Genomic DNA, 25,847 nt, shown 5'->3' with positions numbered 1-25,847 from the left:
ACTGTTCAGCACCTTCATAGTTACGAGGAGAATTACGGGAGGATTTACCCTTGAGTGTCGATCGCTGATTTTATTACAATCTGATGATACATCCTGATGAGTCTTTGAGATAATGAGAAAGGAGCTGCAGGTCCCCTCGTAATGAGCGGTCTCCTGCAATATACAATCATGAAATATTTCCAGAATTTTCTCGGTATCCTGTGCGCCTTCTGTCTGATGATTATTTTTCTAATCACCTCGGTGGAAGCTGTCGCTTACTGGACCCCGGGGTATTATGAAAAAGAATATACCAAGTACAACGTCACCGCAGATGTCAATATGGAGATGGATGATCTGCTCGACGTCACCCACGAAATGATGGCATTCCTGCGCGGAGACCGTGACAATCTTCATGTACCGACAGTCGTAGGCGGCGTGGAGCGCGAATTTTTTAATGAAAGGGAAATTGCCCATATGGTCGATGTACGGAATCTCTTTCTGGCGGCCATCGCCCTGCGGAGGATCTGTGCACTTGTGATTCTCATCTGTGTCGGCGTGCTGTTTTGGACCAGGGCCGATATCAGGCGTCTGATGCCGCGGATGCTTTGTACCGGAACCGCGCTGTTTTTTGCCCTGACCGCCATACTGGCCGGAGTGATATCCACAAATTTCACAAAATATTTTATAGTTTTCCACGAAATCTTTTTCAATAACGACTTATGGATCCTCGATCCTGCCACGGATTTGTTGATAAACATCGTGCCGGAGCCATTTTTTGTGGATACGGCCGCCAGAATCGGTATTCTGTTCGCCCTGGTGACGGCTCTGCTGTTTGCCGTATGCGTCTGGCTCATCCGCCGCACCCCGAAGACCGGGCGGACAAATCACTGAATACTTTCTGCACAAACAGTTACCTGAATTTACAGACTTTTCCACATGCGGACAATTTTTCTTTACATGAAAATGGGAATCCTATATACTGTTAAATAGTAATTACGTTTTTATTACAATTATTAATATATGCGTGTGAGCCTTAGAAACCCGTAAGCAGCGAAAAGAACGCTTCTCGGACTTTTCATTGCCCATCAATAAAAACAAGAACAGGATTTGATTATAGAATGAAACGAAAAATTATAAGCATGTTATTATGCCTGCTTCTGCTGACAGGGCTTTTTCCATCAACCGCCCTGGCTTCCGCAGATTGGCCGGATAATGTCTCGATTGAATCCGATGCGGGTATTATTATGGACGCCCACTCCGGAGCCGTATTATATGGTAAGAATATTCACGACACCTATGCACCGGCCAGTATCACCAAAGTACTGACCGCCCTGATTGTGCTGGAACGCTGTTCCCTGGACGAGACGGTGACCTTTTCACAGAATGCGGTGTATAATGTGGAGTCCAACAGCAGCAGCGCCGGTTATGACACCGGGGACACGGCCAGTGTTAAGGACTGCCTGTACGCGCTTCTTCTGAAGTCTGCCAATGAGTCCGCCAACGCCCTGGCCGAGCATATCTCAGGCACGACCGAAGAGTTTGCAAAGCTGATGAACGAGAAGGCCGAACAGCTCGGATGCCAGGATTCCCATTTTTCCAATCCCAGCGGCCTGAATGATGAAGCTCACTATGTCAGCGCTTACGATATGGCGCTGATTACAAAAGCTGCCTTTGAAAATGCGGAATTTTCCAGGATTGTGGCAACGACCTATTATGAACTGCCTCCCAACAAGAAGAACCCGGAGGGCCAGGGAATTTCCCCAGGTAATAAGATGGTCAAGAAAAATTGGCCGGACCAGTACCGCGCCGATGTCATCGGAGGCAAGACAGGTTATACCTCCATCGCGCTTAATACGCTTGTCATCGGGGCACAGCAGGGGGATACGAAGTTTATCACCGTTATCCTGCACAGCTCGGCAACTCAGTATAGCGATACAAAGGCACTGCTGAATTTCGGTTTTGCCAATTTTAAATCCGTCAAAATTGCAGATTACGACAAGACCTTCTCCACGATAGGGGACGATTTAAAGATATCCGGATTACCGACATCGGAAAAACAGGTTCTGACCATTGATCCCGACAGCCGGATTATCCTGCCCATGACCGCCGACTTTTCCGAGACTACCGTATCTCTGGACTATGTTTTACCCGCCGGCGCGCCGGACGGCTCGATCGCCTGCGTGAATTACCTGCTCGGCGACAGGACCGTTGGACAGGCTTATTTAACGCTGAAAGACGCCGTATCGGAGGCCGGAATAAAGCTGCCCCAGGCGCTGATTGAGGTACAGCCCTCCGCTCTGGCCCCCGCCGCAGAGGATCCGGACGCGGCTCACTCGGGAAGCGAAGGCATAGCGGAGAGCATCTCCGCCAGTTCTCCCCTGGGCAAGGCGGCCGAACCCGAGTCGTCACCGGACGGCTCCGGCGGCAGCAAGTTCAGAATATCATTAAAGATTCCTTCCCTGTTCTGGAAGATACTGGCCGCAATTATCATCATCGGCGGCACCGGAACCTTTGCCGTCTTCACCCTCAAACGGCGCAGGGCGCAGGAAGAAGCCGCACTGCTGGAACGGCGCAGACGCAGGGCCGAAAGACTGAAAGAGACCGGCATCTCAGAGGCTGAATTTGACCTGATGATGCAGGAAAAGAGAACGTTTTCACCCGGCCGGGAGCATGACAGCACTAGGAAAAAGGGACGTAAAGGACGATAGATATGTTACTGTAAAAACAGGCCATCCATATGCATATGGACGGCCTGTTTTTGACTGGCGGAATAGTGAAAGCTTTTTAAGTCCTCCGATACTTCAAAGACACCTTGTAAGTTCCGGTACCATCCCTAAAATCTCCGCCTCGCTCTCCAATGCCTTTTTCTGCAGTTCATCTGCCTTTCGGAGCATTTCCCCCCGGTACGCATCATCCGTAATTGACTGAACATTGATTCTGATGTTGTAGACAGCCCCTAAAATTGCGGCCCGGAGCATTAAAATCCCGACCAGTGCATCAGAAACAGCATTTTTATTTCCCTTCTCAACTGTCTCACGGCAAAGCGGCAGCAAATCAGCGGCACGGGCGGCAGCATTTAATGGCGCCTGGGCGGCGGCTTTTAATCCTTCCTGCAGTGCGTCGTTCCGTTTTTCCCTTTCGTCTTCCGTCCCCTTGGGAAGCGCCAACGCCTTCTTATATTTGCCAAACGAACTGATGTCTCCCTGGATATCGTCCAGGAGCTCTTCACATAAGGGAGCGGCCTGCCGGATTATTTCCATAAACCGCTCCGCCTCACCGGCATACTTTTTATTATGAACGGTTTTTCTGGAAACCATCATTATCAGTGCCGCACCGTATGCCCCGGCCAGGGCAGATACACTTCCTCCCCCGGCTAGCGGTGTCTCGGCACCAATCCCTCCTGCAAAATCACCTACCGTCATATCCTTGAAATCCATTTCGCCCCTCCTTTTCCCGGTAAATCTTCCCTAAAGACTCTGGGCATCTTACAGCAGGTATGTCTCAAATATCTGTTCCGATGTAAAAGGCCCCTGATCCAAGGCCTCCAGATTCAGGTAATCCCTGGCGATCTCTACCAGCATTTCAAGGGTGAGCATCCCCACCTGACAGCCGGTAATGTTTACTCCATACCTGGCGGCCTGTGCCCTGACACACTCCACTACCGTATAGACGGAAGTCTTTTTATAATCGGTAAGATCCATGGATACCTGTACCTGGCGGCGTTTTTCCAGTTCCACCCCAATCGCTTTTACATTGCGGAATCCGCCGCTGCTGTAACGGACGCGTTTTGCGATATCTTTTGCAACCGATAAATCCGCAGTGTTCAGATTAATGTTTAGTGCGATCATAAAATCCCTGGCGCCGATCGCCGTAACTCCGCCGGTCGTATGAATGACAGCAGGGCCATAGTCGGGTTTCCATAACGGATTTTGAAGCTTTTCCTGCATCCCCTCAAATTCTCCTTTGCGGATTTCGGCCAGACTCACTCTGTCCGGAGAGCTGGCGGAGGCCTCATACAAAAAGATCGGAAGATTATATCTGGCGGCGGCACATTTTCCTATCCTGTGGGCCATCTCATTACAATCCTCTAACGTACACCCCCGCAGCGGAGTCAGCGGAATGACATCCACCGCCCCCATACGCGGGTGCTGTCCTTTATGGCATCTCATGTCAATCAGTTTAAGGGCGGTGCCAATGGCCTCAAGCATTGCATCGCAGAGAGCATCGGGTTCGCCAATCACATTGATTCCCAGACGGTTGTGATCGGGATCACCCTGCCACCGGACAATCCGCATATTTTCTCTGTTACTAAAGCAGGTTAAGATTTGTTTAATTATTTCCTGATCACGGCCCTCGCTGAAGTTTGGGGCCATTAAAACAATACGCTCCATTTCTGTCTCCTTTTTTAGCTTAAAATAATCGGCCGAACTGTGTCAATGCCGGAATTCATCAACCCCTGGATTTTTGCGGTGAGTGCCAGAATTTCAGCACAAACTGCATTGCAAAGGCAATCACCATGGCGGCGCAGTAAACCAGACCGACCCTAAGCGCTCCGTATCTGACCACCCAAACCGGTGTCATGGCTGTCAGAATTCCGCCGCCGGTTGCCCATGCCAGCAAAGGTGAACGGGCTGCAAATACCTCAGCGGCTCCTGACTCCATTTTCGGATCACACGTCTTCACCAGGAGCAGGCCGGTTGCCGTAACGCCTGCAAATGCGCCAAACAGCATAATCGAATGTTCAAACCAGTCTTCTCCAAAAACATGGCTTGCAACCCAGGTACAGCACCATACCAGAGCAACGGCCGCAAGTACCTGTTCGATAATTAACGGGGTGGCATATTCTACAATCACGGATACATTGACAGAGGCCACGGCCCCGGCCACCAGAAATTCCAGGGATACGCCCTGAATCCGGCTCATAGAGGGACGGTCCACAATATCCGCCCACTTGGTGCGGTTGAGTATCAACTGGATAAGCAGACCGGCGAGCATGGCCGCGGTAAACCAGGCCATTGTAAAATTAAACCAGATTTTTAACGCCCTGTTTATCACCCAGCCGAAGAAAATGGCAACGGAGAGCAGAGCCATATGAAATGCCAGATTATCGATGACTGACGGATGAATTACACGGTGTGTATCAGCCTCACGTCCGGAACTGTCGGTATAGACTTCCTCATTCTTGTTTTCCAGGCCGACAGAGCTGTTAAGAAATGAGGTCCATCCTCTGCGGGCGCCGATGTTAATCAGCACAATGCCTCCAAGGACACCAAATACCAGACCCACAGTAGCAGAAGTGACCGATAAACTGACGCCGTCTTTCCAGCCCAGTTCCTGGAACACGGCAGCCATGCCTCCGGCCGTACCATGCCCGCCCGACCAGCCCTGTTCTACAATAGTGCCGAACAAAGGATCCACGCCGAACAGAGGAACCAGAACCAGTGCAGTTAAAACAAGTGGAATGCCGTATTGCGTAAAAAACACAAAGTAGGAAAAAACCAGAGACTCACTCGCCCGCTTTATCATTTTACCGCCGCTTTTCTGCCTCTTCCCCATCAGCATGGGTGCATAGATGAGGACTATCAGACGGCTGGACATACCGGACCAGGCGGACATGATTTCTTTTGGTATCACTTTGAGAAAATAAGGCCCAAGAATCAGGCCGATTACGCCTGCGATCAGGGATGCCGGTATATAATACTTTTTAAACAGCGGAACCTTCAGCCTGAGCCAGGATGCAACTAACAACAGAATGCCCAGCAGTGCCATATAGACAAACAGAGCATCCAGTGACGAACCGGATATTTCAGTTAATGGGATCATTATTATTTATTCCTCCCTCCTGTTTTTATTGGCTGCAGCAACTTCATCATACTCTTTATGAAAATAAAAATCAATAATTTGAAATTTAAATTTCACATTTGGCTATTCTGTCAAATTCCCCCCTATACTTTTGTGAGAATTAACTAAAGCAAATTTGCTGCTGCCCCGTAAAGACCTGTTTTAATGTTGATTTTCACAATAGAGTTTGTTATATTGAATTTATTGCCAGTGGTTCAGAGGGTAATATTCCGCGACCGCTCTTACTATGAGGAGGAAACACCTTTGGAAAAAAATATTATCCAGTTGATCGAACAGAACTATTCCACATTTTCAAAAACAAACAAAATACTTTCAGACTTTGTAAAAGCAAATATCCGGACGATTCCATTTATGTCCATCAACGAGATTGCCCGGCAATCCGGAGTCAGCGGTCCCAGTATAACGCGTTTTGTCCGCATGCTCTCTTTTGCCAATTTTTCGGAATTTATTGCCTGCGCCCGGAAGGACGTACAGCAGGATTTAGCGCCATGGGAACGGATTAAGCGCGCAGTGGAAGCTCCGGTTGAAAGCTCCTTAAAATCCATGATAGACGGAAATGTATCTTCCCTGAAACAGATGTACAACGAAACCTTCGAAGCGCATTTTCACTCCGCAGTCGAGGCCATTTCAAAAGCCCGCCGCGTCTACATTATCGGAGCCCGCTCCTCGTTTTCCGTCGCGGTGTATCTGGGCTCGATTCTAAATAATCTGCAGGACAACATTGTTTTGCTGCCACAGGGGGATTTCAGCGCCTTTGCGGACGCCACCTCCGACGACTGCCTGATAGCAATCGGATTTGCACGCTATACAAGGATTACCTGCGAAACGGCTAATTATTTTTATGATAAGGGATGCATTGTGATTGCCATCACGGACAGTTACACTTCCCCAATCGCCCTATCCTCCGAATACGTTCTCTCGGTCACCAGTTCAAGCAGCTACCCGGTCGCAGAGGCAATGTCCATCGCCATGTACCTGACTACCTCCGTCGCAAAAAGCAACCCGGATCGGGCACTGGAACGGATGGAGGAAATGGAAAAGCTCGGGGATTCATTTCACACATATATTTAAGGAGACCGCTTCGTTAATACGGCATAATGCGTATTTCCTGTTTCTGTCACGCCACTGTCGTAATTCTAAAAAACTAAAACGATTCCGTAGGGAACCTGGGAGTTCATCGGCACTTACCAAGGGCTTTTCGAGGTTAGAACCACTATGTACTCCAAAGTGCTCGAGCGTTTCCCGCAGGGACTTTTTCTGCCCGGATTCCCCACCCGCAACAACCTGCAAACCGGGACTGAAGACTCATAGTCCTCCCCTAACCATTCCTTCCCAAGCCGTCCCGGCGGCGTTCTCATTCCTCAGCCAATTCCTCGTTATTTCTTTGACTATTTCCCATTTCTCTGATATAATAGTGTCGGTTTAACGATTTAACGCGGCAAGTCACCCGTTGTATCGGGTTGAAAGAAATACAGGAGGATGAAAGAGTGATGGAAAAGAAAGGAAAATCAGAGGTTTCTGAGACTGTGGAAGAAAGAGCCCAGAAACTTTTGGAGGAGAAGGAAGCGGAAGCGAGAACCCGCTCCTATGACGGAATATTCGGCGGCCTTCTGGTGGTTCTGCTGACGGGCTGGGCAGTTTTTCAGCTCTATGTCAACACGATCGGCGTAATGAACGCCATGAATCTCAGGATGTGGCACTGCATGTTCCTGCTGGTATTTACATTTTTACTGTACCCAACTTATAAAAAAGAGAAAAAGAAGCGTGTGCTGCCTCCCATCTGGGATTTTGTCCTGATCGGACTGACGGCCTTTGCATTCGGTTACATGCTGCTTCATTACACAAAGATCGCACAGAGCGGCGGATATCTCTCAAAACAGGATATCTGGATCGCCGCCATCGGACTTCTGATGGTATTTGAAGCTGCCAGAAGGGCCTGCCCCAGCCTGGCGGTGCTGGGACTTATATTCCTGGCCTATAACTTTTTCGGAGCCTATATCCCGGGAGACTTGGGCCATACGGGATTCTCTTTAAAGCGCGTTCTCAGTCATATGGTCTGGGGCAGCCAGGGAATCTTCGGCGTCGGTATCGGTGTCAGCGCTACCTATATCTTCCTCTTTGTGCTGTTTGGGGCATTTTTGAAATACAGCGGATTCAGCCAGTTTATCAACGACCTCGCGCTGACTCTGGTGGGAAGGAGCCCGGGCGGACCTGCCAAGGTAGCGGTTCTGGCCAGCGCCCTGTTGGGCATGATCAACGGAAGCGCCATTGCCAATGTGGCAACCACCGGAACGATCACAATTCCTCTGATGAAAAAGACCGGTTACAAGAAAGAGTTCGCCGCCGCAGTCGAGGCCGTGGCATCCACCGGCGGACAGTTCGCCCCGCCGATTATGGGCGCGGTCGGATTCGTTATGGCTGAATTTTTAAGCATCAGTTACAGCAAGGTTATGATTGCGGCATGCATTCCCGCATTCCTTTACTATTTATCCCTGCTCTTCTCCGTCCATTTTGAGGCCAGGAAACTGGGACTCAAGGGCCTGGCCCCGGAAAATATTCCGAACGCCATGGAGGTAATTAAAAAGCAGGGCCATCTGGTAATCCCGCTGGTTGTCTTAATTGGTATGATCGTTACAGGATATACGCCGCTCTATGCAGCGGTATTTGCCACCTTTTCCACGGTACTGGCCTCCTGGCTCAGAAAAGACACCAGAATGAGTTTTCGGGATATCATAGATGCCACAGTGGAAGGTTCGAAAGGCGCGGTCAGCGTGGGCGTGTCCTGCGTCGTCATCGGCGTGATTATCGGAACCGTTTCCCTGACGGGACTGGGTCTGACCATCGGATATCTGATTCTGCGCGTGGTGGGTGAAAACCAGCTCTATCTGGGTGGTTTTATGGTTATGATTATGAGCATTATCCTGGGTATGGGCGTACCCGGAGTAGCGGCTTACGTTATCGTAGTGGCAGTGGCAATTCCGGTTCTGATCGAGATTGGTGCAAATCCGGTGGCCGCTCACATGTTCTGCCTGATTTACGCCTGCCTGTCCAATATCACACCGCCGGTAGCCATGAGCTCCTATGTGGCGGCGGGCATTGCCGACTCCAATCAGACAAAGACTTCGCTGATTGCGGTGAAACTGGGACTGACCGGATTTATCCTTCCGTTCTTCTTCCTGGGCAATCCGATCCTGCTGATCGGCGTGACGGACGCCTCATTTATAGCTACGGCCGTGGCGGCGGCTACGGCAACCATCGGCGTCATTGCACTGGCCGCAGCGCTCCAGGGAATGCTCCTGAAAGTCTGCAGCCTGCCGGAACGCGCCATTCTTCTCATCGTTGCATTCTGCGGCATCGACGTCGGAATGATTACCGATGTGGTGGGAGTCGCACTGTTCGCAGCCGTGCTCCTGTTCCAATATTCGGCAGTGAAAAAACAAAAAATGGATCCGGACGCGACAGCCTGTTAGTTTTCGGGCGGGCCGCAAGCGGCCCGTCCGATGTACAGCTTAATTCAGATATTAATAAACAAATTAATATATCATGCAAGAAAATATGTCAAAAAAGAGAGGGACAACGAGATGAAAAAATCAATGAAAAAAGTATTAGCCATGGGTTTATGCTTTGCCATGGGCGCAGCCATGCTGACCGGCTGCAGCTCTTCCAACAGCAGTAAGGAAGAACCCGCAAAGACGGAAGAAGCAAAATCCGGCGAGAGCGCAGCAGCGGGAGAAGAAAAAGCGGCAGATGACAAAAAGGATACCGTAACGATTAACTTTCCAACGGCAGCTACCACAGGCGCCCTTTATCCTCTGGGAGCGGCAATCACCAACCTCTGGAGCACGGAACTTGATTATGTGAAAGCAAGCTCCCAGGCATCCGGCGGCGGTGTTGAGAACTTGAATCTGCTGGCCGATGGAGAGGCTCAGGTGAGTATTGCCATCAGCAGCAACTGCTATGAATCCTACACAGGAACCGGAACATTTGACGGCCGCAAGAACGAAAACTTCCGCGTAATCGCAGGCCTCTACTACAATCCAAACCAGGTAGTCGTGACCGGAGCCTCCGGCATTAACAGCCTGACCGATGTAAAAGGCAAACATTTCGCCAGCGGCGCAGTGGGAAGCTCCACTGAGGGAGAATCCAGAAACCATTTCACCGCAGCCGGACTCACCTACCCGGACGATATCAAAATCGAGAATATCGGCTTCACCGAAGCTGTAGACATGATGAGAAATAAACAGCTTGACGGCGCCTGGATCATGGCGGCTCTCGGCAACTCAGCCGTAACAGAAGCTACCTCCACCGCTGATGCAAAAGTGTTAAATATCGGCGATGATGTGATTGCAGCGCTTCAGGAGCAGTACCCCTGGTATGCTAAATTCACTATCCCGGCAGGCACCTACTCCGGCCAGGATTCCGATATCCAGACCACAGCCATCAAGATGGTTATGTTCACAACAGCCGATTTGGACGAGGATACGGTTTACGATTTGACAAAAACCTTCTGGGAGAACGTAGACAAGCTGGCTGAAAGCAACAGTTCCATGACCGGTTTAAAGGCAGAAGATGCCATCACGGATATTGCAGACCTTCCGCTTCATGACGGCGCTGCAAAATATTACAAAGAGATTGGCGTGCTGAAATAGAATTACAAGAAAATAAAATGCAATCAATATTCAAAAGAGGAGGGTATCTCTCAGGCCATAAACCGGCCGGGGAGATCCCCTCCTCTCTTCATGCCATTTTTTAATTCCAATAATTTATTTCCGTCTCATCCACTCGTCAAACTCCGGTTTCGGCGCCATTGCCGTTAGCCCTCCCTCTGCCGTCGTTGTACGGGCTGCATAGGCATTGGCAAAGTCCAGAAAGTCTTCCATTTGTCCGGCGGACATTTCCGCCAGATCGGTAATGCCGTACCACAGCAGCCGTGAGAGAAATGCCCCGGTAAAGGAGTCACCGGCTCCGGTCGTATCTCTTGCCTCAACCCTGAGTCCGGGACGTGAGACAGACCATTTCTCAGTGTAAGCGGCGGCGCCGTCTTTACCTCGTGTATAGAGGACGCACCGGGTCTTCCCCTGCAGCAGTTCCGGCAGCGCCTCTTCAATTTTCGTCCTGCCCGTAATAAATTCCAGTTCTTCTTCCGAAATCTTGACAATATCCGCCTTCGGCAAAAATTCGAGTACGGTTTCTTTTAATTTCACATCATCATTCCAGAGTGACGGGCGCAGGTTCGGATCAAATGAAATCAGGATCCCATTTTCATCCGCCATGCGGATCAGCTTTCTGTGAGCCTCCTTCATTGGTGACTCCACCAGATCCACACTGCCAAAATGCAGAATTCCGCAGCCATCCAGAACCGCCGGCGTCACATCTTCCGGGGAATAAAACAGATCTGCGCTGTTTTTGCGGTAAAACTGGAAATCACGGTTCCCGTCTTCCGCCAGGGAGACGAATGCCAGAGGTGTCTCTTTGGTACTGTCTCTCTTTATAAATCTTGTGTCTATCCCGGCCGCAGCAAAACTTTCAATCAGGTAGTCTCCAAAAGCGTCGTTTCCTGTCTTTGTCAGGAGTCTGGCCGGAAGTCCCAGACGGCTGACCGCCCCAGCCACATTGGCCGGCGCCCCTCCGGCCGCCCGTTTGAAGGCCGCCACATCTTTTAACCGCTGTCCTCTGCGCTCGGGAATAAAATCGATCAGCGCTTCTCCTATGGCGCAGAGTCCTTTCTGTTCCTCCGTCTCCGGCCGTCCCGGCTCTCTGTCGATTATAAAAGGATTCAGCCGGTACAACCTGACCTTTGCACTGCATCCGCCATCTATCCGAAAACCGCCCCTTTTCCCATATACTCTTGTCGTGAATACCTCTTCTCCGTCATTGACAAATATCTCCAGGGAAGTCGTGTCGGAATAAATCCGCAAATTATCAAGCGCCTTTATCTTCACGCTTCTTTCCGTACGGCCATATCCGCCCTCTTTCAGAGAAAGTGTCAACAATCCGTCCGTGCGGCTGTAGGTGAGTTTTGTTCCTTTTCTCAGTTGTATCGCCGTATCATCACAGGAATTATCATCGCAGGAACCATCCTCGCAGAAATGGAAGCAAATCTCCGCCTCAAATACCAGCTGATCTTCATCCGCTTCGTTCAGCTTCTCCTTGCTCTCATAACAGTGCTCCTCACCGCATAGCATGTTCAGCTCCTCAACCGGCGTCTGGATCAATTTCCCATCCTTCATATGAAGCTCCCTCGGGAGAGTCAGGGCGTGCTGCCACCCGTCCTCCACCGTCGGATTTCCATATTCGGCATCCGGAATTCCCATCCATCCAATCAGAATCCTGCGCCCTTTTTCGTCACAGAAGGTCTGAGGTGCGTAAAAATCGAACCCCCGGTCCACCATCCGAATCTTTTCTTCCTCGATTCCGCAGGTGTTACGCTCAAAATCCCAGTTCAGTGGCATAACCGTACACTGATGCACATTCCGATAGTCGATTCCCCGGGGACCGACTCCCTGGGGACAGTTAATCATACATAACTGTCCGTCCAATTCAAACAAATCCGGGCACTCCCACATATATCCGAACGGCTCTTTTGTCGTAATCCGGTTATCATATTTCCAGTTTTTCAGGTCATCCGATCGATACAGTAAAACGAGCCCGCGGTTCTCCCGGTCCCTGGCTCCGAGAACCATATAATAAGCGCCATTTTTCTTAAATACCTTGGGATCTCTCACATGGCAGCTTACATCCTGCGGATAATCCCGATTTGTAAAAATGAGCTCCTTAGGCCCCGCCTCATCACCGTCCCTGCTGGTGAAATGGAGCGTATTACTGCCTCGGCCGGCCGTGATATAATCGTAATCATCCCGGTCGAACAGTTTGATATTGCCCGTATAAAAGTAATGGATCACCCCGTTCTCAACAAAGGCGGAACCGGAGTATACGCCATGGGCGTCAAAGTCGTTATCGGGAAACAAAAACGGCCCTCTGTCCTCATAGCGGATAAAATCTTTTGTGGTGTAATGTCCCCAGAGCTTTATCTCCCCCGTCGGTTCGAACGGCGTATACTGATAATAAATATGATAAGTACCATCCTTCTCACAGAGGCCGTTCGGGTCATTCAGCCAGCCCGTTTCCGGCATCAGGTGGTATTTAAGCCGCCCCGGAGCATTTTTTACCTTTTCCCTGTAATTCCTGTTGTCTCTGTACCACTGCTCGTAGTCTGACCTATATACTTTCTGATATTTTTCCATTTTAAACCTCTGACTTTTTACTGATTACAGCAATCCGGTCTTCCGGCGCCGCCATATCAAATTCCATTATCTCCAGTTCTACGCCGCCCGCCTCAGGCAGAATCATCATGGTCTGCGGATTGACGCCCTTTTCTCTCAGCAGCGCGAGGTCAAATGATAACAGGCGGTCGCCCCTTTTAACCTTTGCTCCCTGTTCGGTAAACGCCTCAAAACCTTCTCCTTTCATCTGTACCGTATCAATTCCCACGTGAATCAGCACGTCAATTCCTGCTTCTGAAGTGATGCCGACCGCATGCTTTGTCGGAAACAGCAGGCTGATAGTTCCGTCACACGGAGCATAGACCGTGCCTTCGGCCGGATTGACCGCAACGCCGTCTCCCAGCGCTTTTGATGCAAACATCGGATCGTCGGAACCCGTTACCGGTAGTACCGCTCCCTTTACAGGCGCATAAAGTTCCAGGACTTTTTCCGTTCTCTCTTCTGCCTGCCTATCTTTTAACGATTCCCTTTCGGCGGCTTCTTCCTCCGCATCTTCTTCCTTTGCATCCTCTTCCTTTGCATCTTCTTCCTTTGCGTCCTCTTCCTTTGCTTCTTCTCCAGCCATGCCATCTACCACATCCGACTCATTCAGAGCTTTCTTCTGTCCTCCATTCTCCCCGGCGGCCTCTGCCTGCCCCAGGCCATATTTTTTCCAGAAAAACACCGTCAGCAGGAAGGAAACGCCCATGGATAAAATCAGTCCTATTGCAAAATTCAGATAGTGATCCGGTTTCATGGAAATGAATCCCGGAAGACCGGCGGCCCCCAGAGCCTGTGCCAGTGTCTTCGTCCAGGCCAGATAGGCGCTGCCCACTGCCGATCCGGCTATTGCCGCGTAAAATGGATATTTCAGTTTAAGAGTCACACCGAACATGGCCGGTTCCGTAATTCCCAAAAGTGCGGATATACCGGACGCGGAACAGATGGATTTCATTCTTTCGTTCTTTGTCAGCATCAGGACAGCCAGTACGGCGGCGCCCTGAGCCACATTGTTCATACTTGCGGTCGAGAAAATAAAACTTCCGCCCGTATGGACACTGTCGGCAATCAACTGCGTCTCAATCGCGATAAAGCTGTGATGCATACCGGTCAATGTGATTGGCGCATAGGCAAGCCCGAACAAAGCGCCGCCGACCGGTCCCAGTGTATTGTAAAGCCATGTGATGCCTGCTGCCAGAAGGTTTCCGGCCTCGCGGAGCAGCGGCCCCACAAAGATAAAAGTTAAAAATGATGTAACGAGAATAGACAGCAGCGGTGTCGTCAGGTTATCCAGCCAGGACGGTGTAACTCTGTGCAGCCGTTTTTCCAGATTGGCTAGAATCCATGATACCGCCAGTACCGGAAGGACGGTTCCCTGATAGCCGATAGCCGCAATGTCCAGTCCGAACATATTCCAGACCGGTGCGGTTCCCACTCCTATCTGATAGGCGTTCATCAAATCCGGATGAACCATGATCATGCCCATGGCCGCTCCCAGAAACGGATTGCCGCCGAATTTCTTCGTCGCGCTGAATCCTATCAGGACGGGCAGAAAGGTAAACGGTGCGCTGGCAAATGTATTAATCGCCGTTGCCAGTCCCTGCCACTGAGGATACATCTCAATCACCGACTGTCCGTGGAACAGCCCGGAGGTCAGCAGGTTGTTAAGTCCCATCAAAAGACCGCCGGCCACAATGGCGGGAATAATCGGAACAAAAATATCGCTTAACATCTTTACAAAACGCTGGAGCGGATTCCCTTTTTTCTCCGTCTTCCCGTCCGCTTCATCCCCGGTCTCGTTCGCGGTTCCTAACTGTTTCTGGACTTCCTGGCACACCAGATTAACGGTTCCCGAGCCGAATATAATCTGGAACTGTGACTGAGTCAGAAAAACACCTTTGACACCCTCGACACCGCCCAGGGCCTCCTCATCCCTCAGTTCATTATTCCTCAGTTGAAAACGCAGCCTGGTCGCACAATGAGCCACCGATTTGATATTCCCCTTTCCGCCTACATAACGGATTACTTCACTGGCAATCTTCTCATAATTCATAACTATAACCCCTTCTCTGCAACTATTTGTGGTATCGGTTCCATATTTAAATATTAGATCATCCCCGTTCGAAAGTCAATACAGTTTGTGGAACCGATTCCACATTGAGGTGTAGAATTTTCTCTCTTATTTTTGTGCAGTTTATACAATTTTAGTCGCTAAAGCAGCCAATCAAAAAAGTATTCTAAGGATTTTTCTCCTCAGAATACTTTTTTACCCTCCGACTGCACACGGAGCCGGACTTTTTCCGATGCTGATTTCCCTGCCGGCGTCCCCCGTCCGGGGAAGGAGACTCGTCCGAAACATCTTTGCCAGTCTGTCCTCCTGCCGCGGCCCCTTATGTTCCATCCACTCTCACGCTGTTTCCACAGATAAATTCATATCCTACAACCTGTTTCTTTGGAACCGGTTCCCTTTTTATAATTTTTAAAAGCGTCTCCGCACCCAGATATCCCATTGCGTAGGAATCAAACTTAAGGGTCGTCAGTTCCGGACTCAAAAGCTCGCTCTCATCATAGCCGCCAAATCCGGCCACCGACACGTCCTCAGGGATCCGCAGTCCCGCCTGCTGCAGTATACGGTATGCGCCGTAAGCCAGCCGGTCCGTTGCGCAGATAACCGCATCCACAGGACCTGAATTCAAAATTTCTTTCATTGACGCCTGGCCGCTCTCATAGCTGTAATCTCCCGTTACGACCAGCGCTTCGGGCACGCCGCAGGACTTAAGTCCGTCGAGAACCCCTCTCTTCCGCTGTATCCCCACGGCCGCATCCGATTCACCGACGCCAATATAAGCCACCCGCTGCGGATGATTTTTCCCGATGTATTCCCCCATCCGGCGGCCTGCGCTGTAGTCGTCGTCTACGACGGCAATTCCCTCTTCCCATTCCTGCGCGAGGACTACAACAGGAATCCCGCAGTTTGCAATCAGCTCCCTGTGTGCTTTCGTAAGGGTAATTGCACTGAACAGGATTCCGTCCACATTCAGGCTGATCAGCCGCTGAATATTCTTAAGCTCCAGCTCACTGTCGTGATCCGAGTTCTTAATTAACGTCTCGTATCCCTGGTTCCTCAGATAACGGTCGATGCTTGTGATAACACGGCTCGTCACCTTGGAATTCAGCGTGGGAACGACCACGCCGATCACATTGCTTTCCCTGGCGTTCAATCTGGCAAACGTATTGGGCTCATAATTATATTCTTTAATTATTTCCTGGATCCGCTCCCTGGTCTCCTGCTTGACATAACCGCCGTTAAAATAACGGGATACCGTGCTTTTTGTCACGCCCGCCATCTCGGCGATGTCCGCCATCGTAATCTTTCTTGTCATTTCCTCTGCCCTTTCACGCACTTTATCGTCTGATTTTATTTTATCCGGTGTTGACGGGCATGGCAAGGGGAATATGAAAAAGGCGGTAATATATCGTCCCGATATATTACCGCCAACCTATTTCTCTTATTCATCTAAACCGGCATCACTGCTGCCATTCATCTTCCGAATCGTGTTTACACGCACGTTTGGCTTTATTTCTCTCCGTGCGTTTCTTCTTCGCCTCTTCCTTCTTCTTCATGATCAGGGCTGCGCCCTCCTCGCCGGTCAGCTTTGTCGTCTTTACTGCATAGACGCTGCCGTCCTCCGACTTCTTCATGCGGATTTTCCCCTTCATATAGCCATGTTCCGGACAATATGAAAGGCAGAAATAGAACTTCTGGTTTGAAGAAAACCACCTTATTTTTTTCCTGAGGGTGCGGTGGCATTTATAACAGACCATATCCGTTATCCTTCGCTCTTCCAACACCTTCTCTTTTGTATCGTAAGTCCTGGATACAAACTTTGCGTATCCGGGAAATTCCAGATAAATCTCTTCCTCTTCCGTCTCCGGCAGTCTGTAATAATCCACGGAAACGTATTCCACCATGCTGTAGAAATCCATCTCAGCCATAATACGGCCCGTATAGTACGCATCGTCCAGCGCCCTGTGAAACGGCCTGTCCTCCGCAATACCCAGCTCCTCCACAACCGTGTCCAGGGAATCCTTGCGTTTGTCCCCCTTGATAAGACCGTAGATCTTCTGAAGGTCATAATAAAGCAGCGGCATCTTAAAAGGTATGTCCAGCCCGTGGTACACCATATTTCTCTGAAGCTCCGTCAGATCCATGGTACCCCATGTACAGAATTTGTAATCATCTCCGCACCAGGCCAGAAATTCTTCCATGGCTTTTCCGAATTCTTCGCCCTCCATGTTTAGTTCTTCCATGGACATATGGGTTACTTCGGATATCTTAAAGTGCATCTGCCGATATACCCTGGGGCGGATCAGGCGGTGAAATTCCGATATGATCTGCAGGCTCGTATTCAGCTTGACCGCGCCTATCTCTATAATCTCAAACGGCAGCCGGTCCATCGAGCCGTCTTTCCCAAGAGGACTCTGATTCCATTCCAAGTCTAATACAATATACTGTCCCATAACTAAACATTCCAATCATTCATTCGGTATCAAGTCGCACTATATAACTTTACCACATTATGAAACATAAGTCGAGTATTATTAGGTGGTTGAAATTTCCTCCTCTGTCCTTGATTAAAAGCCGTCTCTCACCGCCGAAGAAACGGATGCGATCTTTTTTCTAATCGCCAGAACCGACGACGGCGCAACCGAGAGCTCATCAATTCCCGCGGCTATCAATTGCTCCGTCGCCCCGGGATCGGCGGCCAGCTCTCCGCAGATTCCCGCCCAGATGCCGTTTTTGTGTGCATTTTCACACACAAGCTTTATCATCCGAAAGACCGCAGGATGATACGGATCATAAAATCGGTCGAGTTTGTCGTTCTGCCGATCGATGGCAAGCGTATACTGTGTCAAATCATTTGTTCCGATGCTGAAAAAATCAACTTCCCGGGCCAGTTCATCGCTTATCATCACGGCGGCCGGTGTTTCTATCATAATCCCGTGCTTTATTTTGCCGTACCTCAGATTCTTCTGTGAAAGCTCTTTTTCCGCCTCCTCCACTATCTCCCTGATTTCACGGACTTCCCGCACAGAGGTAATCATCGGATACATTACAGAAAGTGAGCCATACAGACCCGCCCGCAGCAGCGCCCTCATCTGCGTTTTAAAAATCTCTCTGCGCTCCAGGCAGATTCGTATGCCCCGGAAGCCCAGCGCCGGATTTTCTTCCTCCGGCAGTCCGAAATAAGAAATCTTTTTATCGGCCCCTATGTCCATTGTCCGGATAATTACGTCCTGATTCTCCATCCTCTCCAATACATTTTTATAGGTAAGAAACTGTTCCTCCTCCGTCGGATAATCACTGTTTTGTAAATAGAGGAACTCGCTGCGTAAAAGTCCAATTCCCTCTGCATCACTTTTGCAGGCTGAATCCATGTCTTCTTCTCCGGCAATGTTGGTATACAACTTTATCTTTTTTCCATCCTGTGTGACGGTTTCTTTTCCCTTGTAATCTTTCAGAAGGATTTCTTCTTCCTCTTCACGGCTGATCTGCCGCCGTATTGCGGCCACCTGTTCCGGCTCCGGATCAATGCAGACAAGTCCTTTCTCACCGTCGATGGCCGCAAGACATCCATCCCATTCCTCTGAGATTTCCACTCCCATCAGGGCCGGGACTCCCATCGTCCTTGCGAGTATTGCCGTATGGGAATTCAGAGAACCATTTTTTATAATAAAGCCCAGGATTTTATTCTTATCCATCCGAAGTGTTTCACTGGGGGCAAGATCTTCCGAAATTACAATTCTCTGCTCTTCCGGAAAGTCTATTTCCCACTCTCCGTCACCTAACGCCGATATAAGGCGCTCCGATATGTCGCGTATATCAAGGGCTCTTGCCCTCATATAATCCCCTTCCATATCTTCAAATTCGCGCTGCAGCAGACAGGAAACATGAGATACCGCATATTCCGCATTTACACATTCGGCAGTGATTAAGTTCTTTATCTCTCCGGCAAAATCATCATCTTCCATCATCATGAGGTGGGCCTCGAAAATAGCGGCCTCTTCCTCTCCAATTTCTTTTAACGCCTTTTCATACAGGCTGTTCAGATAATCTGCAGCCTTTTTTTGTGCCTTCTCAAACCGCGCCAATTCCAGTGCAATATCATCGACGCTCCGTTTTTTAATATCAGGCCTGTTTTTCCTGTACAGCCAGACTCTTCCTATTGCACTTTTATTTACTACTGCTTTTCCGGTCCTTATTTCCATATGCAATCACTCACTAAATGTTATTTTGGAAATATTCACTGACTTCCGAATAGGCCATATCTTCATCGGCTCCTTCCAATACCACCTGTACCGCCTCACCGCAGTGAATATTCAGTTTCATCATTGCCATCATTTTTTTCATATCAACGCCCTCATTTCCCTTTTTCAGTTCAATGCGGCATTCATATTTTTTTGCCATTTTTGCCAGGGCATTGGCCGGACGGGCATGAATTCCAAGTTTGTCATTTACCTTATAGCTGAACTGCCTCATTCTGCCGTTCCTCCTTCCGGGTCTTATCTTCTAATTTTTTATACTGTCTTACAATTTCTTCCGTCAAATACGCCTCTTCTCTTTCGGATTGGCGGAGGCCGCAGAATTCCCTCACCGCCCTTTCAATTCCAAGTTCACCAATACAGCTCTGTATTATCCGGCGTTCGCTGCCATAGTCTTCGGTGAGCATCAAGCAGGATGCGATTCCCAATGCCAGGTATTCCGGCGTTATGCCATGTTTCACACAGAGGAGTGCCGGGCCCGTAAAACGTTCCTCCCTGCCGAGTTTTTTGGCAGGGTTTGACACAATCCTTCTGATTTGATCTCCGGTCCTGATATCCAGCTTCTCATCCAGCCGCTTTTTCCAGTTCCAATACTCCTCCTGTTCTGATTTTTCTATGCCGTATTCCTTAAAATAGCCTTTCTCCGCTTCCTTAAATGCAGCGATAATGCTCCCCCTGATTTCGGGATCCTGATGGCATTCATCAATCGTTTGATATCCTTTCAATGCTCCCATGCAGGCGGCCATTGTATGCCTCATATTTCCAAGATAGACTTTTCGCACCAGTTTGTCTCCGACACCGTCTGTAAAGGTGATTCCCTTCATGGAACTCTGCGCCCCCAGAAAGGTGTCTCTCTCAATTTCAAGACTGCCGTCCCCGGAGACGCATATTACTTCACATGGCAGCCTCTTTCCGGCACCCCCGTCCGGCATGGCGGCTGAGAGAACCAGCACACGGCTGATTCCCGTTGCCGTATCAAGCAGCCGCTCCGCTCCCGGATTTCCCTCCACCTCCTGAGCAATATACCGGTGAAACTGCCGGGCGGCGTTCAACTGGTTGACACACAGAAGAATATCCAGCTTATTGTTACGTCCGGAACCGGCTTTTAGTTTAAGCGCCTCGCCGATTTTACTGCAGATATCCGGAAAAGCATCTTCATAAACACAGCAGGCCACAACGTCCGTCTCCACTATCATTTCCGCAAGGCAATTCTCAAACACGCATTCAAAACCATAAATATATGTATACGATTCCCTTGATGGGTCTTTCTGTGTCACCACATAATATCCCATGTCCCGGAGTTTTCTCAGCCTGCCCTGATTTTTTCGGTAAAATGAAACACGCCAGCCGGCCTCGCCAAACAGCCGGCCCACCACGCCGAGACCTATGTTTCCGGCTCCTGCAACCAGTATCTTCTTACCGGCCGGTGCATCTAATCCATTTTCACACATACACGGTATGCTCCCATTGCACAGGCCGCTTGAAAGGCCTCGTCTATCTGATCCAATTTATAACAGCACTCGATTACCCGGCTGTAATCCACGCCCTTATTAATCAGTCTCGCCGCCTCCGTAAAGTCACAGTGATCCGCGCCGAATGTTCCGATAATATCGATTTTCCTGTAGTGGATTGTATTTACATCGAGGCTTATTTTCGGGCTGGGATACGCTGCGGCAAACAGCAGTACCCGTCCTCTTTTCGGTTTCAGCATTTCAAACGCCTGATCCGTAGCAGCCTGCGCGCCCACTGCAACCACAACGGCATCCGCTCCTCGGTTGTCCGTCAGGCGCATAACCTCTTTAACCGGATCCGTCTCTTTTGCATCGATTACTTCAAACCCGTATGCCCTGGCCGTCTCCAGCTTTTTGTCGAGAAGCTCGCTGATAATGACACGGCATCCATATTCTCTGGCTGTAACGGCATTAATAATTCCCATCGTCCCCGCGCCGATTACCGCGATTGTCTCGTTTTTTTCAACGTGGAGCTTTCTGAGTCCATATACGACGGAAGCAACAGGTTCTAACAGCCCGCCGACAGCCGGATCCACCGATTGATCGATTTTATAGAGGCCCACCTGTGATTTAACCGCATATTCCGCGCATCCGGCGTTCCCGTAATACCCGTCGTCATTTAAATCATTTGCCGTTTTAATATGGCGGCATTCACCGGTTCTTCCCTCCAAAGACTCCGGGCTGTAAGGATCAAACTCGTAGCCGCAGGCAACCATATCGCCTTCTTTAAATCCCATAACATGGGCGCCTGCCTTAAGGACCTCCCCCGACCACTCATGGCCGAAGACCAGAGGCATCGGACGCGATGTCCGGCTGCCGTTATATACGCCGTATTCCGACGTACAGATATTGCATGCATGTATTTTTACCAGAACGGAATTTTCATCCAGTTCCGGCAGCCTCCTCTGTTCCAGGGTAACCTGCTCTTTTCCCCGGAGGACGGCTGTTTTAGTAAAATCCATAACGTTCTCCTCCCTGTTTTGCGAAACCGCTTTTTTCACAGTTCCCGGCAATTAGATGCGGTTCACACTGCCGAACAGCTTCATGTAATATTCCAGTTTTTCCTTCCACCCTTTTGCACCTTCCGCAAACACCATCTGAAGATTCATGCGGGCCGTTTTCATCTCATCATCGGTTTTCCCTTTGACAATTCTTGTAAAGTCCTTGTCACACGCCTCCTTAATAGCGGCAATTCCGCCCTCATTTAAATCTGTGTTTAAATTAATTTTCGATATTCCGTGCCGGATTGATTTTTGGAGATTGTCATCTCCTGTACCGGAACCGCCATGGAGTACCAGGGGAACCGGAATTTGTTCCGCCAGCACTTTAAGGAGTTCAAAGTCAATCTTCGGTTCGCCTTTATAAACGCCATGGGAAGTTCCTACCGCAACGGCCAGACAGTCCGCGTCCGTCTCTTCTATAAAGGGAAGCGCTTCTTCCAGCCTCGTAAGGCCCGAATCCCTGGTTTCCTCATATTCATTGCCCTGACCGACATGTCCCAGTTCAGCCTCTACGGAAATCCCCACTGCATGGGCAATTTTGGCAATCTCCTTCACCTCGTCCACATTCTGCCTGTAAGGGCAGGTAGAACGGTCAATCATAACGGAGGAGAATCCGGCATGAATTGCATTAACCACCACCTCGTACTCACTGCCGTGGTCCAGATTCAGCGCTGCCGCCACTTCCGGATATCTCTTTTCATAGAATCTCGCGATTTCCGCACATTCATAAATTCCGTGCACCGGATGAACATCCAGGATAACAGGCGATTTAAGTTCCTTTCCTGCCATAAATGCGGCTTCGATTGTTTCTCTGTTAAATACATTGGGGGCTGCAACCGCATATCCGTTTTTCTTTGCATCCTCCAAAAGTATGTGCATTGGTATAATCATGAATCAAATCCTCCTTATCATTTAACCGAATAGTCCGATAATACTTCCAATTAAAGCGGCTGCAAGAATGAGCCATACTATGTTGCTGTATTTCTGACCGCCTTTCGACAGGTAACCGTAGACCAGAAACACCAGTCCGAGGGGCAGGAGGCCCGGTATAATTCCATCCAGAATCTGCTGGACGATAATCGGATTGGCGGCATTCTCCATCTGAAACTGAAGCGGTGTAGACAGCTTCACATAGGATGAGGACAGAGCTCCCATCATGAACATTCCCATAATTCCCGTCGCCTGGATGATGGCGGCAAATTTTCCGGTCTTCATGATGTTCATAATTGCTTCTCGGCCTACCTCATATCCGATTTTCAGCATGTAATATCCCACAATAATCATAATAACCGGATACAGCAGCGGCAGGACGCCTCCCAGGGCATTCCCTGCAAGGGCAAAGGAACAGGCTAACGCCAGGATAGTGGATTTGAGTGTTGAACGGATCAGGGAGTCACCTACTCCGGCCATCGGCCCCATCAGACCGGTTTTAATTCCGGTAATTGCTTCTTCCGGAATGTCCTCTCCCTGGGCCTTGCGCTCTTCCATGGAAAGCACCACGCCGCAGATGATGGAACCGATTGTGGACTCCGTATTATAAAACTGCAGGTGCCTCTGAAGGGCGCTTACATATTCTTCTTTATTATCCGCATACCATTTTTTCAGATGCGGCGCCACCGTCACGCAGAAGTTTAAGGACTGCAGCCTCTCATAAGAGTTGCTCATCTCATTCGTGATATAGAGCCTCATATAGGTGCGGAACAGTTCTTTGTTGCTGAGTCTGGTTATCTCAGGTTTCTTTCCATTTTCTAAAATATTTTCCATCCTATGCCGCCTCCTTTTTCATAGAGTTAAAATAGATAATGAGGGCCAGGCATCCTCCGAATATCGATGCTGCCATTGTATTAATCCCCAGATATTTAACAGCAAAAAATCCAATAAAAAAGTAGGGAAGAAGCAGCTTGTTGCCAATGCATTTTAAAATAATCGCAAAGCCGATTGCCGGCAGCATGCCTCCCGCCACGTTTAAACCACTGGTGAGCCACGTCGGCAGAATTTCCAACAGACGGTAGATAACATCCGCTCCGAAAAACTGAAGTGTAAAAACAGGAACAAACCGCAGTACAAACGCCAGTGCCAAAGGATACCAGGTTCCGCACATATAGATTCCCCTGTCGTTGCCCTCTTCCGCATAGCGGTCCGCTTTATGTACCCAATAAATATTCGTGGTTTTCCGGATCTGTTCCAGGAACACTCCAAGCATTCCAAACGGCATTGCCAGTGTAACAGCCATTTCCGGCTCTAGATTGCCCTGGAGCGCCAGAGGAATTGCAATGCTGCTTGCCAGAATCTCATCCGTCGGGATATTTCCTCCCGGTGCGACGACTCCCAGATAAACAAGATTGATACTTGCTCCAATCAGAAGTCCTTTGGGAACATCACCAAATACCAGACCACAGATTAATCCGATAAAACAGCCCGAACCAAGTGAATGGTATGTGCCGGAACCAACCCGGCACGAGCCTATAAAGTAGCATAATCCGGCAGTTAAGGCCATTATTAAATTCATACTCTCCTCCTCCTATCTCAAACCAAAATCAAACTTCTTCAATATTTTTTCCAGTGATGTGCTGGATTCATCCGGCACCTGCTGAAATACCACGTCCACTCCCGCGTCACTCATTCCCTTCAGCATGGCGGCGTCTTTTGCATCCAGGGTAATCGGTCCGTATACATTAATCCGGCCCGGTCCTGCCCCAAGCCCGCCTATCTGCAATGATCTCATCGGAAATCCCCTCTTGAAACAGTACTCCGCATCCTCCACACATTTAAACAGTACAAGCACCTTTTCCCCGATTTCACCGCTAAAATAATCTGCTGCCTGATCCCGTGTCATAATATCGATGTCCACGCCTACCGGCGCCGACATTTTATAAATATCCCCCAGAAAAGGATCGGTTGCCACTCCATCATTTACTCCAACAATTTTTTTCGCGCCGGTCTGTTTTAACCACTTAACCATTACCTGACCATGAATCATTCTGAAATCAACCCGGATTAATTCAACACCCATTGTCTTCCTCCTCCGCTTTTATGCTTTTTATCACACGTCCGCTGTCTTTCAAAGCTTCTCCGGCACATTCCGCCGTTTCCCACACCGGCCGGCCGCTAAATTCGCCGTATGCTTCCAAAAACATTGGAAGGTTTAATCCCGTCACAATCGTGATATCATATTCCTTGCGGAATTCAGCCATAACATTAAAAGGCGTCCCCCCAAGCAAATCAACCAGGCACAGAAAACTTTCATTCCTGCCCTTCTCAAGTTCGGTCCTCACTGCCTCTTTCAGTTCTTCCGGTGAAGTCTCCGGAAGCAGCGAAAACGGCGTTACGTCCTTAATCTCCCCGACAATCATTTCTGCCGTCCGAATCAGTTCTTCACCAAACCGTCCATGCGTACAGACGAACAATTTACTTTTTCTCTCTCCCACTTCAGCCATCCTTTCCCGTTTTTATTAATCTCTTTAGAACGTTCCAATCATCGATGGCATTATTGTAACAACAGAAGAAACATAAGTCAAAAATTGTCAGATTTTTAACTCTCCGTCAAGTGTGTTGTCTTACAGTGCTTTTTTACGATTTTACATTTTGATTTTATTTTAGAGTGTCTGATTTGCAGATTTGTGTGCCGTTTTTTTATTTCCATGTACACTTTAAGATTTTTAAATTTCTCGGTGAAATGTTTCAGTGTGTACTGTTCCTGATAAAATTTGCACTTTTTTTATTGTTCGCCGTCATTTCTGATACTTTGTTCAATATTCCATTATTTTCCTTCAATAGTGTGTCCTCACACTCTATTGACATTATATTTCTCTTCTGGTATACATAAACGTAACAAGATCTAATAAGGATTTAATTGAGATGCGAGGACGCCTCTGTAAGACGGCGGACGGGGGAGTGGGAGGTTGGAT

Annotated in this window: 21 protein-coding genes; 5 read left to right on the top strand and 16 right to left on the bottom strand. The window is 49.2% G+C overall.

Going from position 1 to position 25,847, the window contains the following annotated elements; translation table 11 throughout:
* Positions 1 to 141 precede the first annotated feature (141 nt).
* Both QZT18_RS06050 and QZT18_RS06045 read left to right on the top strand, forming a co-directional pair.
* The gene (locus tag QZT18_RS06050) at positions 142 to 870 is read left to right on the top strand and encodes a TIGR01906 family membrane protein (protein ID WP_366925805.1); all 729 of its coding nucleotides are present in this window, start codon (positions 142 to 144) and stop codon (positions 868 to 870) included.
* Positions 871 to 1,097: 227 nt separating this feature from the next.
* On the top strand, positions 1,098 to 2,687 hold the full coding sequence (locus QZT18_RS06045; protein WP_294145588.1) for a D-alanyl-D-alanine carboxypeptidase family protein: 1,590 nt from the start codon (positions 1,098 to 1,100) through the stop codon (positions 2,685 to 2,687).
* Positions 2,688 to 2,780: 93 nt separating this feature from the next.
* Here QZT18_RS06045 and QZT18_RS06040 read toward each other — a convergent pair whose 3' ends face one another.
* From QZT18_RS06040 to QZT18_RS06030, 3 genes are read right to left on the bottom strand one after another with little or no spacing between them, the layout of a single operon-like run.
* Positions 2,781 to 3,416: a cyclodeaminase/cyclohydrolase family protein gene (locus tag QZT18_RS06040; protein WP_294145586.1), complete on the bottom strand. Its 636-nt coding sequence runs from the start codon at positions 3,414 to 3,416 to the stop codon at positions 2,781 to 2,783.
* 48 nt (positions 3,417 to 3,464) lie between these two features.
* Entirely contained in the window at positions 3,465 to 4,370 is a 906-nt protein-coding gene (gene ftcD, locus QZT18_RS06035; RefSeq protein WP_294145584.1) for a glutamate formimidoyltransferase, read from the bottom strand.
* A gap of 58 nt (positions 4,371 to 4,428) precedes the next feature.
* On the bottom strand, positions 4,429 to 5,802 hold the full coding sequence (locus QZT18_RS06030) for a sodium/glutamate symporter (RefSeq protein ID WP_294145582.1): 1,374 nt from the start codon (positions 5,800 to 5,802) through the stop codon (positions 4,429 to 4,431).
* A 282-nt stretch (positions 5,803 to 6,084) separates the two neighbouring features.
* On the opposite strand from QZT18_RS06030, the gene QZT18_RS06025 reads away from it, so the two are divergent.
* The 3 genes from QZT18_RS06025 to QZT18_RS06015 all read left to right on the top strand — a co-directional run bounded on the left by QZT18_RS06025 (position 6,085) and on the right by QZT18_RS06015 (position 10,490).
* Positions 6,085 to 6,912, top strand: coding sequence for a MurR/RpiR family transcriptional regulator (locus tag QZT18_RS06025; protein ID WP_294145580.1), 828 nt, complete (start codon positions 6,085 to 6,087; stop codon positions 6,910 to 6,912).
* 419 nt (positions 6,913 to 7,331) lie between these two features.
* The gene (locus QZT18_RS06020) at positions 7,332 to 9,311 is read left to right on the top strand and encodes a TRAP transporter permease (protein ID WP_294145671.1); all 1,980 of its coding nucleotides are present in this window, start codon (positions 7,332 to 7,334) and stop codon (positions 9,309 to 9,311) included.
* Positions 9,312 to 9,422: 111 nt separating this feature from the next.
* Positions 9,423 to 10,490 carry a TAXI family TRAP transporter solute-binding subunit gene (locus QZT18_RS06015; RefSeq protein ID WP_294145578.1) on the top strand — a complete coding sequence of 356 codons (1,068 nt, stop codon included), beginning with the start codon at positions 9,423 to 9,425 and terminating at the stop codon, positions 10,488 to 10,490.
* Between the two features lie 114 nt (positions 10,491 to 10,604).
* Here the strand turns inward: QZT18_RS06015 and QZT18_RS06010 are convergent, their stop codons facing one another.
* From QZT18_RS06010 to QZT18_RS05950, 13 genes are all read right to left on the bottom strand, one after another.
* Complete coding sequence (locus QZT18_RS06010) at positions 10,605 to 13,085, bottom strand: sucrose-6-phosphate hydrolase (RefSeq protein ID WP_294145576.1); 2,481 nt, start codon at positions 13,083 to 13,085, stop codon at positions 10,605 to 10,607.
* 1 nt (position 13,086) lies between these two features.
* Complete coding sequence (locus QZT18_RS06005) at positions 13,087 to 15,156, bottom strand: sucrose-specific PTS transporter subunit IIBC (RefSeq protein ID WP_294145573.1); 2,070 nt, start codon at positions 15,154 to 15,156, stop codon at positions 13,087 to 13,089.
* 337 nt (positions 15,157 to 15,493) lie between these two features.
* On the bottom strand, positions 15,494 to 16,486 hold the full coding sequence (locus tag QZT18_RS06000; protein WP_294145570.1) for a LacI family DNA-binding transcriptional regulator: 993 nt from the start codon (positions 16,484 to 16,486) through the stop codon (positions 15,494 to 15,496).
* 145 nt (positions 16,487 to 16,631) lie between these two features.
* Positions 16,632 to 17,624, bottom strand: a complete 993-nt coding sequence (locus tag QZT18_RS05995) for a 3'-5' exonuclease (RefSeq protein ID WP_294145568.1) — start codon at positions 17,622 to 17,624, stop codon at positions 16,632 to 16,634.
* 114 nt (positions 17,625 to 17,738) lie between these two features.
* The gene (gene ptsP, locus QZT18_RS05990; protein ID WP_294145566.1) at positions 17,739 to 19,373 is read right to left on the bottom strand and encodes a phosphoenolpyruvate--protein phosphotransferase; all 1,635 of its coding nucleotides are present in this window, start codon (positions 19,371 to 19,373) and stop codon (positions 17,739 to 17,741) included.
* A 13-nt stretch (positions 19,374 to 19,386) separates the two neighbouring features.
* Positions 19,387 to 19,644: an HPr family phosphocarrier protein gene (locus tag QZT18_RS05985; protein ID WP_294145563.1), complete on the bottom strand. Its 258-nt coding sequence runs from the start codon at positions 19,642 to 19,644 to the stop codon at positions 19,387 to 19,389.
* Positions 19,625 to 20,878 carry a hypothetical protein gene (locus QZT18_RS05980; protein WP_294145561.1) on the bottom strand — a complete coding sequence of 418 codons (1,254 nt, stop codon included), beginning with the start codon at positions 20,876 to 20,878 and terminating at the stop codon, positions 19,625 to 19,627. Before QZT18_RS05980 ends, QZT18_RS05985 begins: the two co-directional genes overlap by 20 nt.
* Positions 20,860 to 21,900 (bottom strand): zinc-binding dehydrogenase, encoded by a 1,041-nt coding sequence (locus tag QZT18_RS05975; protein ID WP_294145558.1) that lies wholly within the window; start codon positions 21,898 to 21,900, stop codon positions 20,860 to 20,862. The genes QZT18_RS05980 and QZT18_RS05975 overlap by 19 nt, the downstream gene beginning before the upstream one ends.
* A gap of 51 nt (positions 21,901 to 21,951) precedes the next feature.
* On the bottom strand, positions 21,952 to 22,830 hold the full coding sequence (locus tag QZT18_RS05970; RefSeq protein WP_294145556.1) for a class II fructose-bisphosphate aldolase: 879 nt from the start codon (positions 22,828 to 22,830) through the stop codon (positions 21,952 to 21,954).
* A 21-nt stretch (positions 22,831 to 22,851) separates the two neighbouring features.
* Positions 22,852 to 23,703 (bottom strand): PTS system mannose/fructose/sorbose family transporter subunit IID, encoded by an 852-nt coding sequence (locus QZT18_RS05965; RefSeq protein WP_294145553.1) that lies wholly within the window; start codon positions 23,701 to 23,703, stop codon positions 22,852 to 22,854.
* A 1-nt stretch (position 23,704) separates the two neighbouring features.
* Positions 23,705 to 24,448: a PTS sugar transporter subunit IIC gene (locus QZT18_RS05960; protein ID WP_294145549.1), complete on the bottom strand. Its 744-nt coding sequence runs from the start codon at positions 24,446 to 24,448 to the stop codon at positions 23,705 to 23,707.
* Positions 24,449 to 24,460: 12 nt separating this feature from the next.
* Entirely contained in the window at positions 24,461 to 24,952 is a 492-nt protein-coding gene (locus tag QZT18_RS05955) for a PTS sugar transporter subunit IIB (protein WP_294145544.1), read from the bottom strand.
* Positions 24,942 to 25,367, bottom strand: a complete 426-nt coding sequence (locus QZT18_RS05950; protein ID WP_294145542.1) for a PTS sugar transporter subunit IIA — start codon at positions 25,365 to 25,367, stop codon at positions 24,942 to 24,944. The genes QZT18_RS05955 and QZT18_RS05950 overlap by 11 nt, the downstream gene beginning before the upstream one ends.
* Positions 25,368 to 25,847 lie beyond the last annotated feature (480 nt).

Source organism: uncultured Clostridium sp. (assembly GCF_900547735.1).
GTDB lineage: Bacteria > Bacillota > Clostridia > Lachnospirales > Lachnospiraceae > Otoolea.
Note: the sequence above shows the minus strand (reverse complement) of the source record. Positions and strands in the feature narration are given on the sequence as shown.

Bases quoted from the DNA above. Each gene is read 5' to 3' on its own strand.
- QZT18_RS06005 (WP_294145573.1), bottom strand. From the start codon at position 15,156: ATGAATTATGAGAAGATTGCCAGTGAAGTAATCCGTTATGTAGGCGGA.
- QZT18_RS05960 (WP_294145549.1), bottom strand. From the start codon at position 24,448: ATGAATTTAATAATGGCCTTAACTGCCGGATTATGCTACTTTATAGGC.
- QZT18_RS06020 (WP_294145671.1), top strand. From the start codon at position 7,332: ATGGAAAAGAAAGGAAAATCAGAGGTTTCTGAGACTGTGGAAGAAAGA.
- QZT18_RS05980 (WP_294145561.1), bottom strand. From the start codon at position 20,878: ATGTGTGAAAATGGATTAGATGCACCGGCCGGTAAGAAGATACTGGTT.
- QZT18_RS06010 (WP_294145576.1), bottom strand. From the start codon at position 13,085: ATGGAAAAATATCAGAAAGTATATAGGTCAGACTACGAGCAGTGGTAC.
- QZT18_RS05995 (WP_294145568.1), bottom strand. From the start codon at position 17,624: ATGGGACAGTATATTGTATTAGACTTGGAATGGAATCAGAGTCCTCTT.
- ptsP (WP_294145566.1), bottom strand. From the start codon at position 19,373: ATGGAAATAAGGACCGGAAAAGCAGTAGTAAATAAAAGTGCAATAGGA.
- QZT18_RS06050 (WP_366925805.1), top strand. From the start codon at position 142: ATGAGCGGTCTCCTGCAATATACAATCATGAAATATTTCCAGAATTTT.
- QZT18_RS05965 (WP_294145553.1), bottom strand. From the start codon at position 23,703: ATGGAAAATATTTTAGAAAATGGAAAGAAACCTGAGATAACCAGACTC.
- ftcD (WP_294145584.1), bottom strand. From the start codon at position 4,370: ATGGAGCGTATTGTTTTAATGGCCCCAAACTTCAGCGAGGGCCGTGAT.
- QZT18_RS06015 (WP_294145578.1), top strand. From the start codon at position 9,423: ATGAAAAAATCAATGAAAAAAGTATTAGCCATGGGTTTATGCTTTGCC.
- QZT18_RS05970 (WP_294145556.1), bottom strand. From the start codon at position 22,830: ATGATTATACCAATGCACATACTTTTGGAGGATGCAAAGAAAAACGGA.
- QZT18_RS06000 (WP_294145570.1), bottom strand. From the start codon at position 16,486: ATGACAAGAAAGATTACGATGGCGGACATCGCCGAGATGGCGGGCGTG.
- QZT18_RS05955 (WP_294145544.1), bottom strand. From the start codon at position 24,952: ATGGGTGTTGAATTAATCCGGGTTGATTTCAGAATGATTCATGGTCAG.
- QZT18_RS06045 (WP_294145588.1), top strand. From the start codon at position 1,098: ATGAAACGAAAAATTATAAGCATGTTATTATGCCTGCTTCTGCTGACA.
- QZT18_RS05975 (WP_294145558.1), bottom strand. From the start codon at position 21,900: ATGGATTTTACTAAAACAGCCGTCCTCCGGGGAAAAGAGCAGGTTACC.
- QZT18_RS06030 (WP_294145582.1), bottom strand. From the start codon at position 5,802: ATGATCCCATTAACTGAAATATCCGGTTCGTCACTGGATGCTCTGTTT.
- QZT18_RS05985 (WP_294145563.1), bottom strand. From the start codon at position 19,644: ATGAGGCAGTTCAGCTATAAGGTAAATGACAAACTTGGAATTCATGCC.
- QZT18_RS06040 (WP_294145586.1), bottom strand. From the start codon at position 3,416: ATGGATTTCAAGGATATGACGGTAGGTGATTTTGCAGGAGGGATTGGT.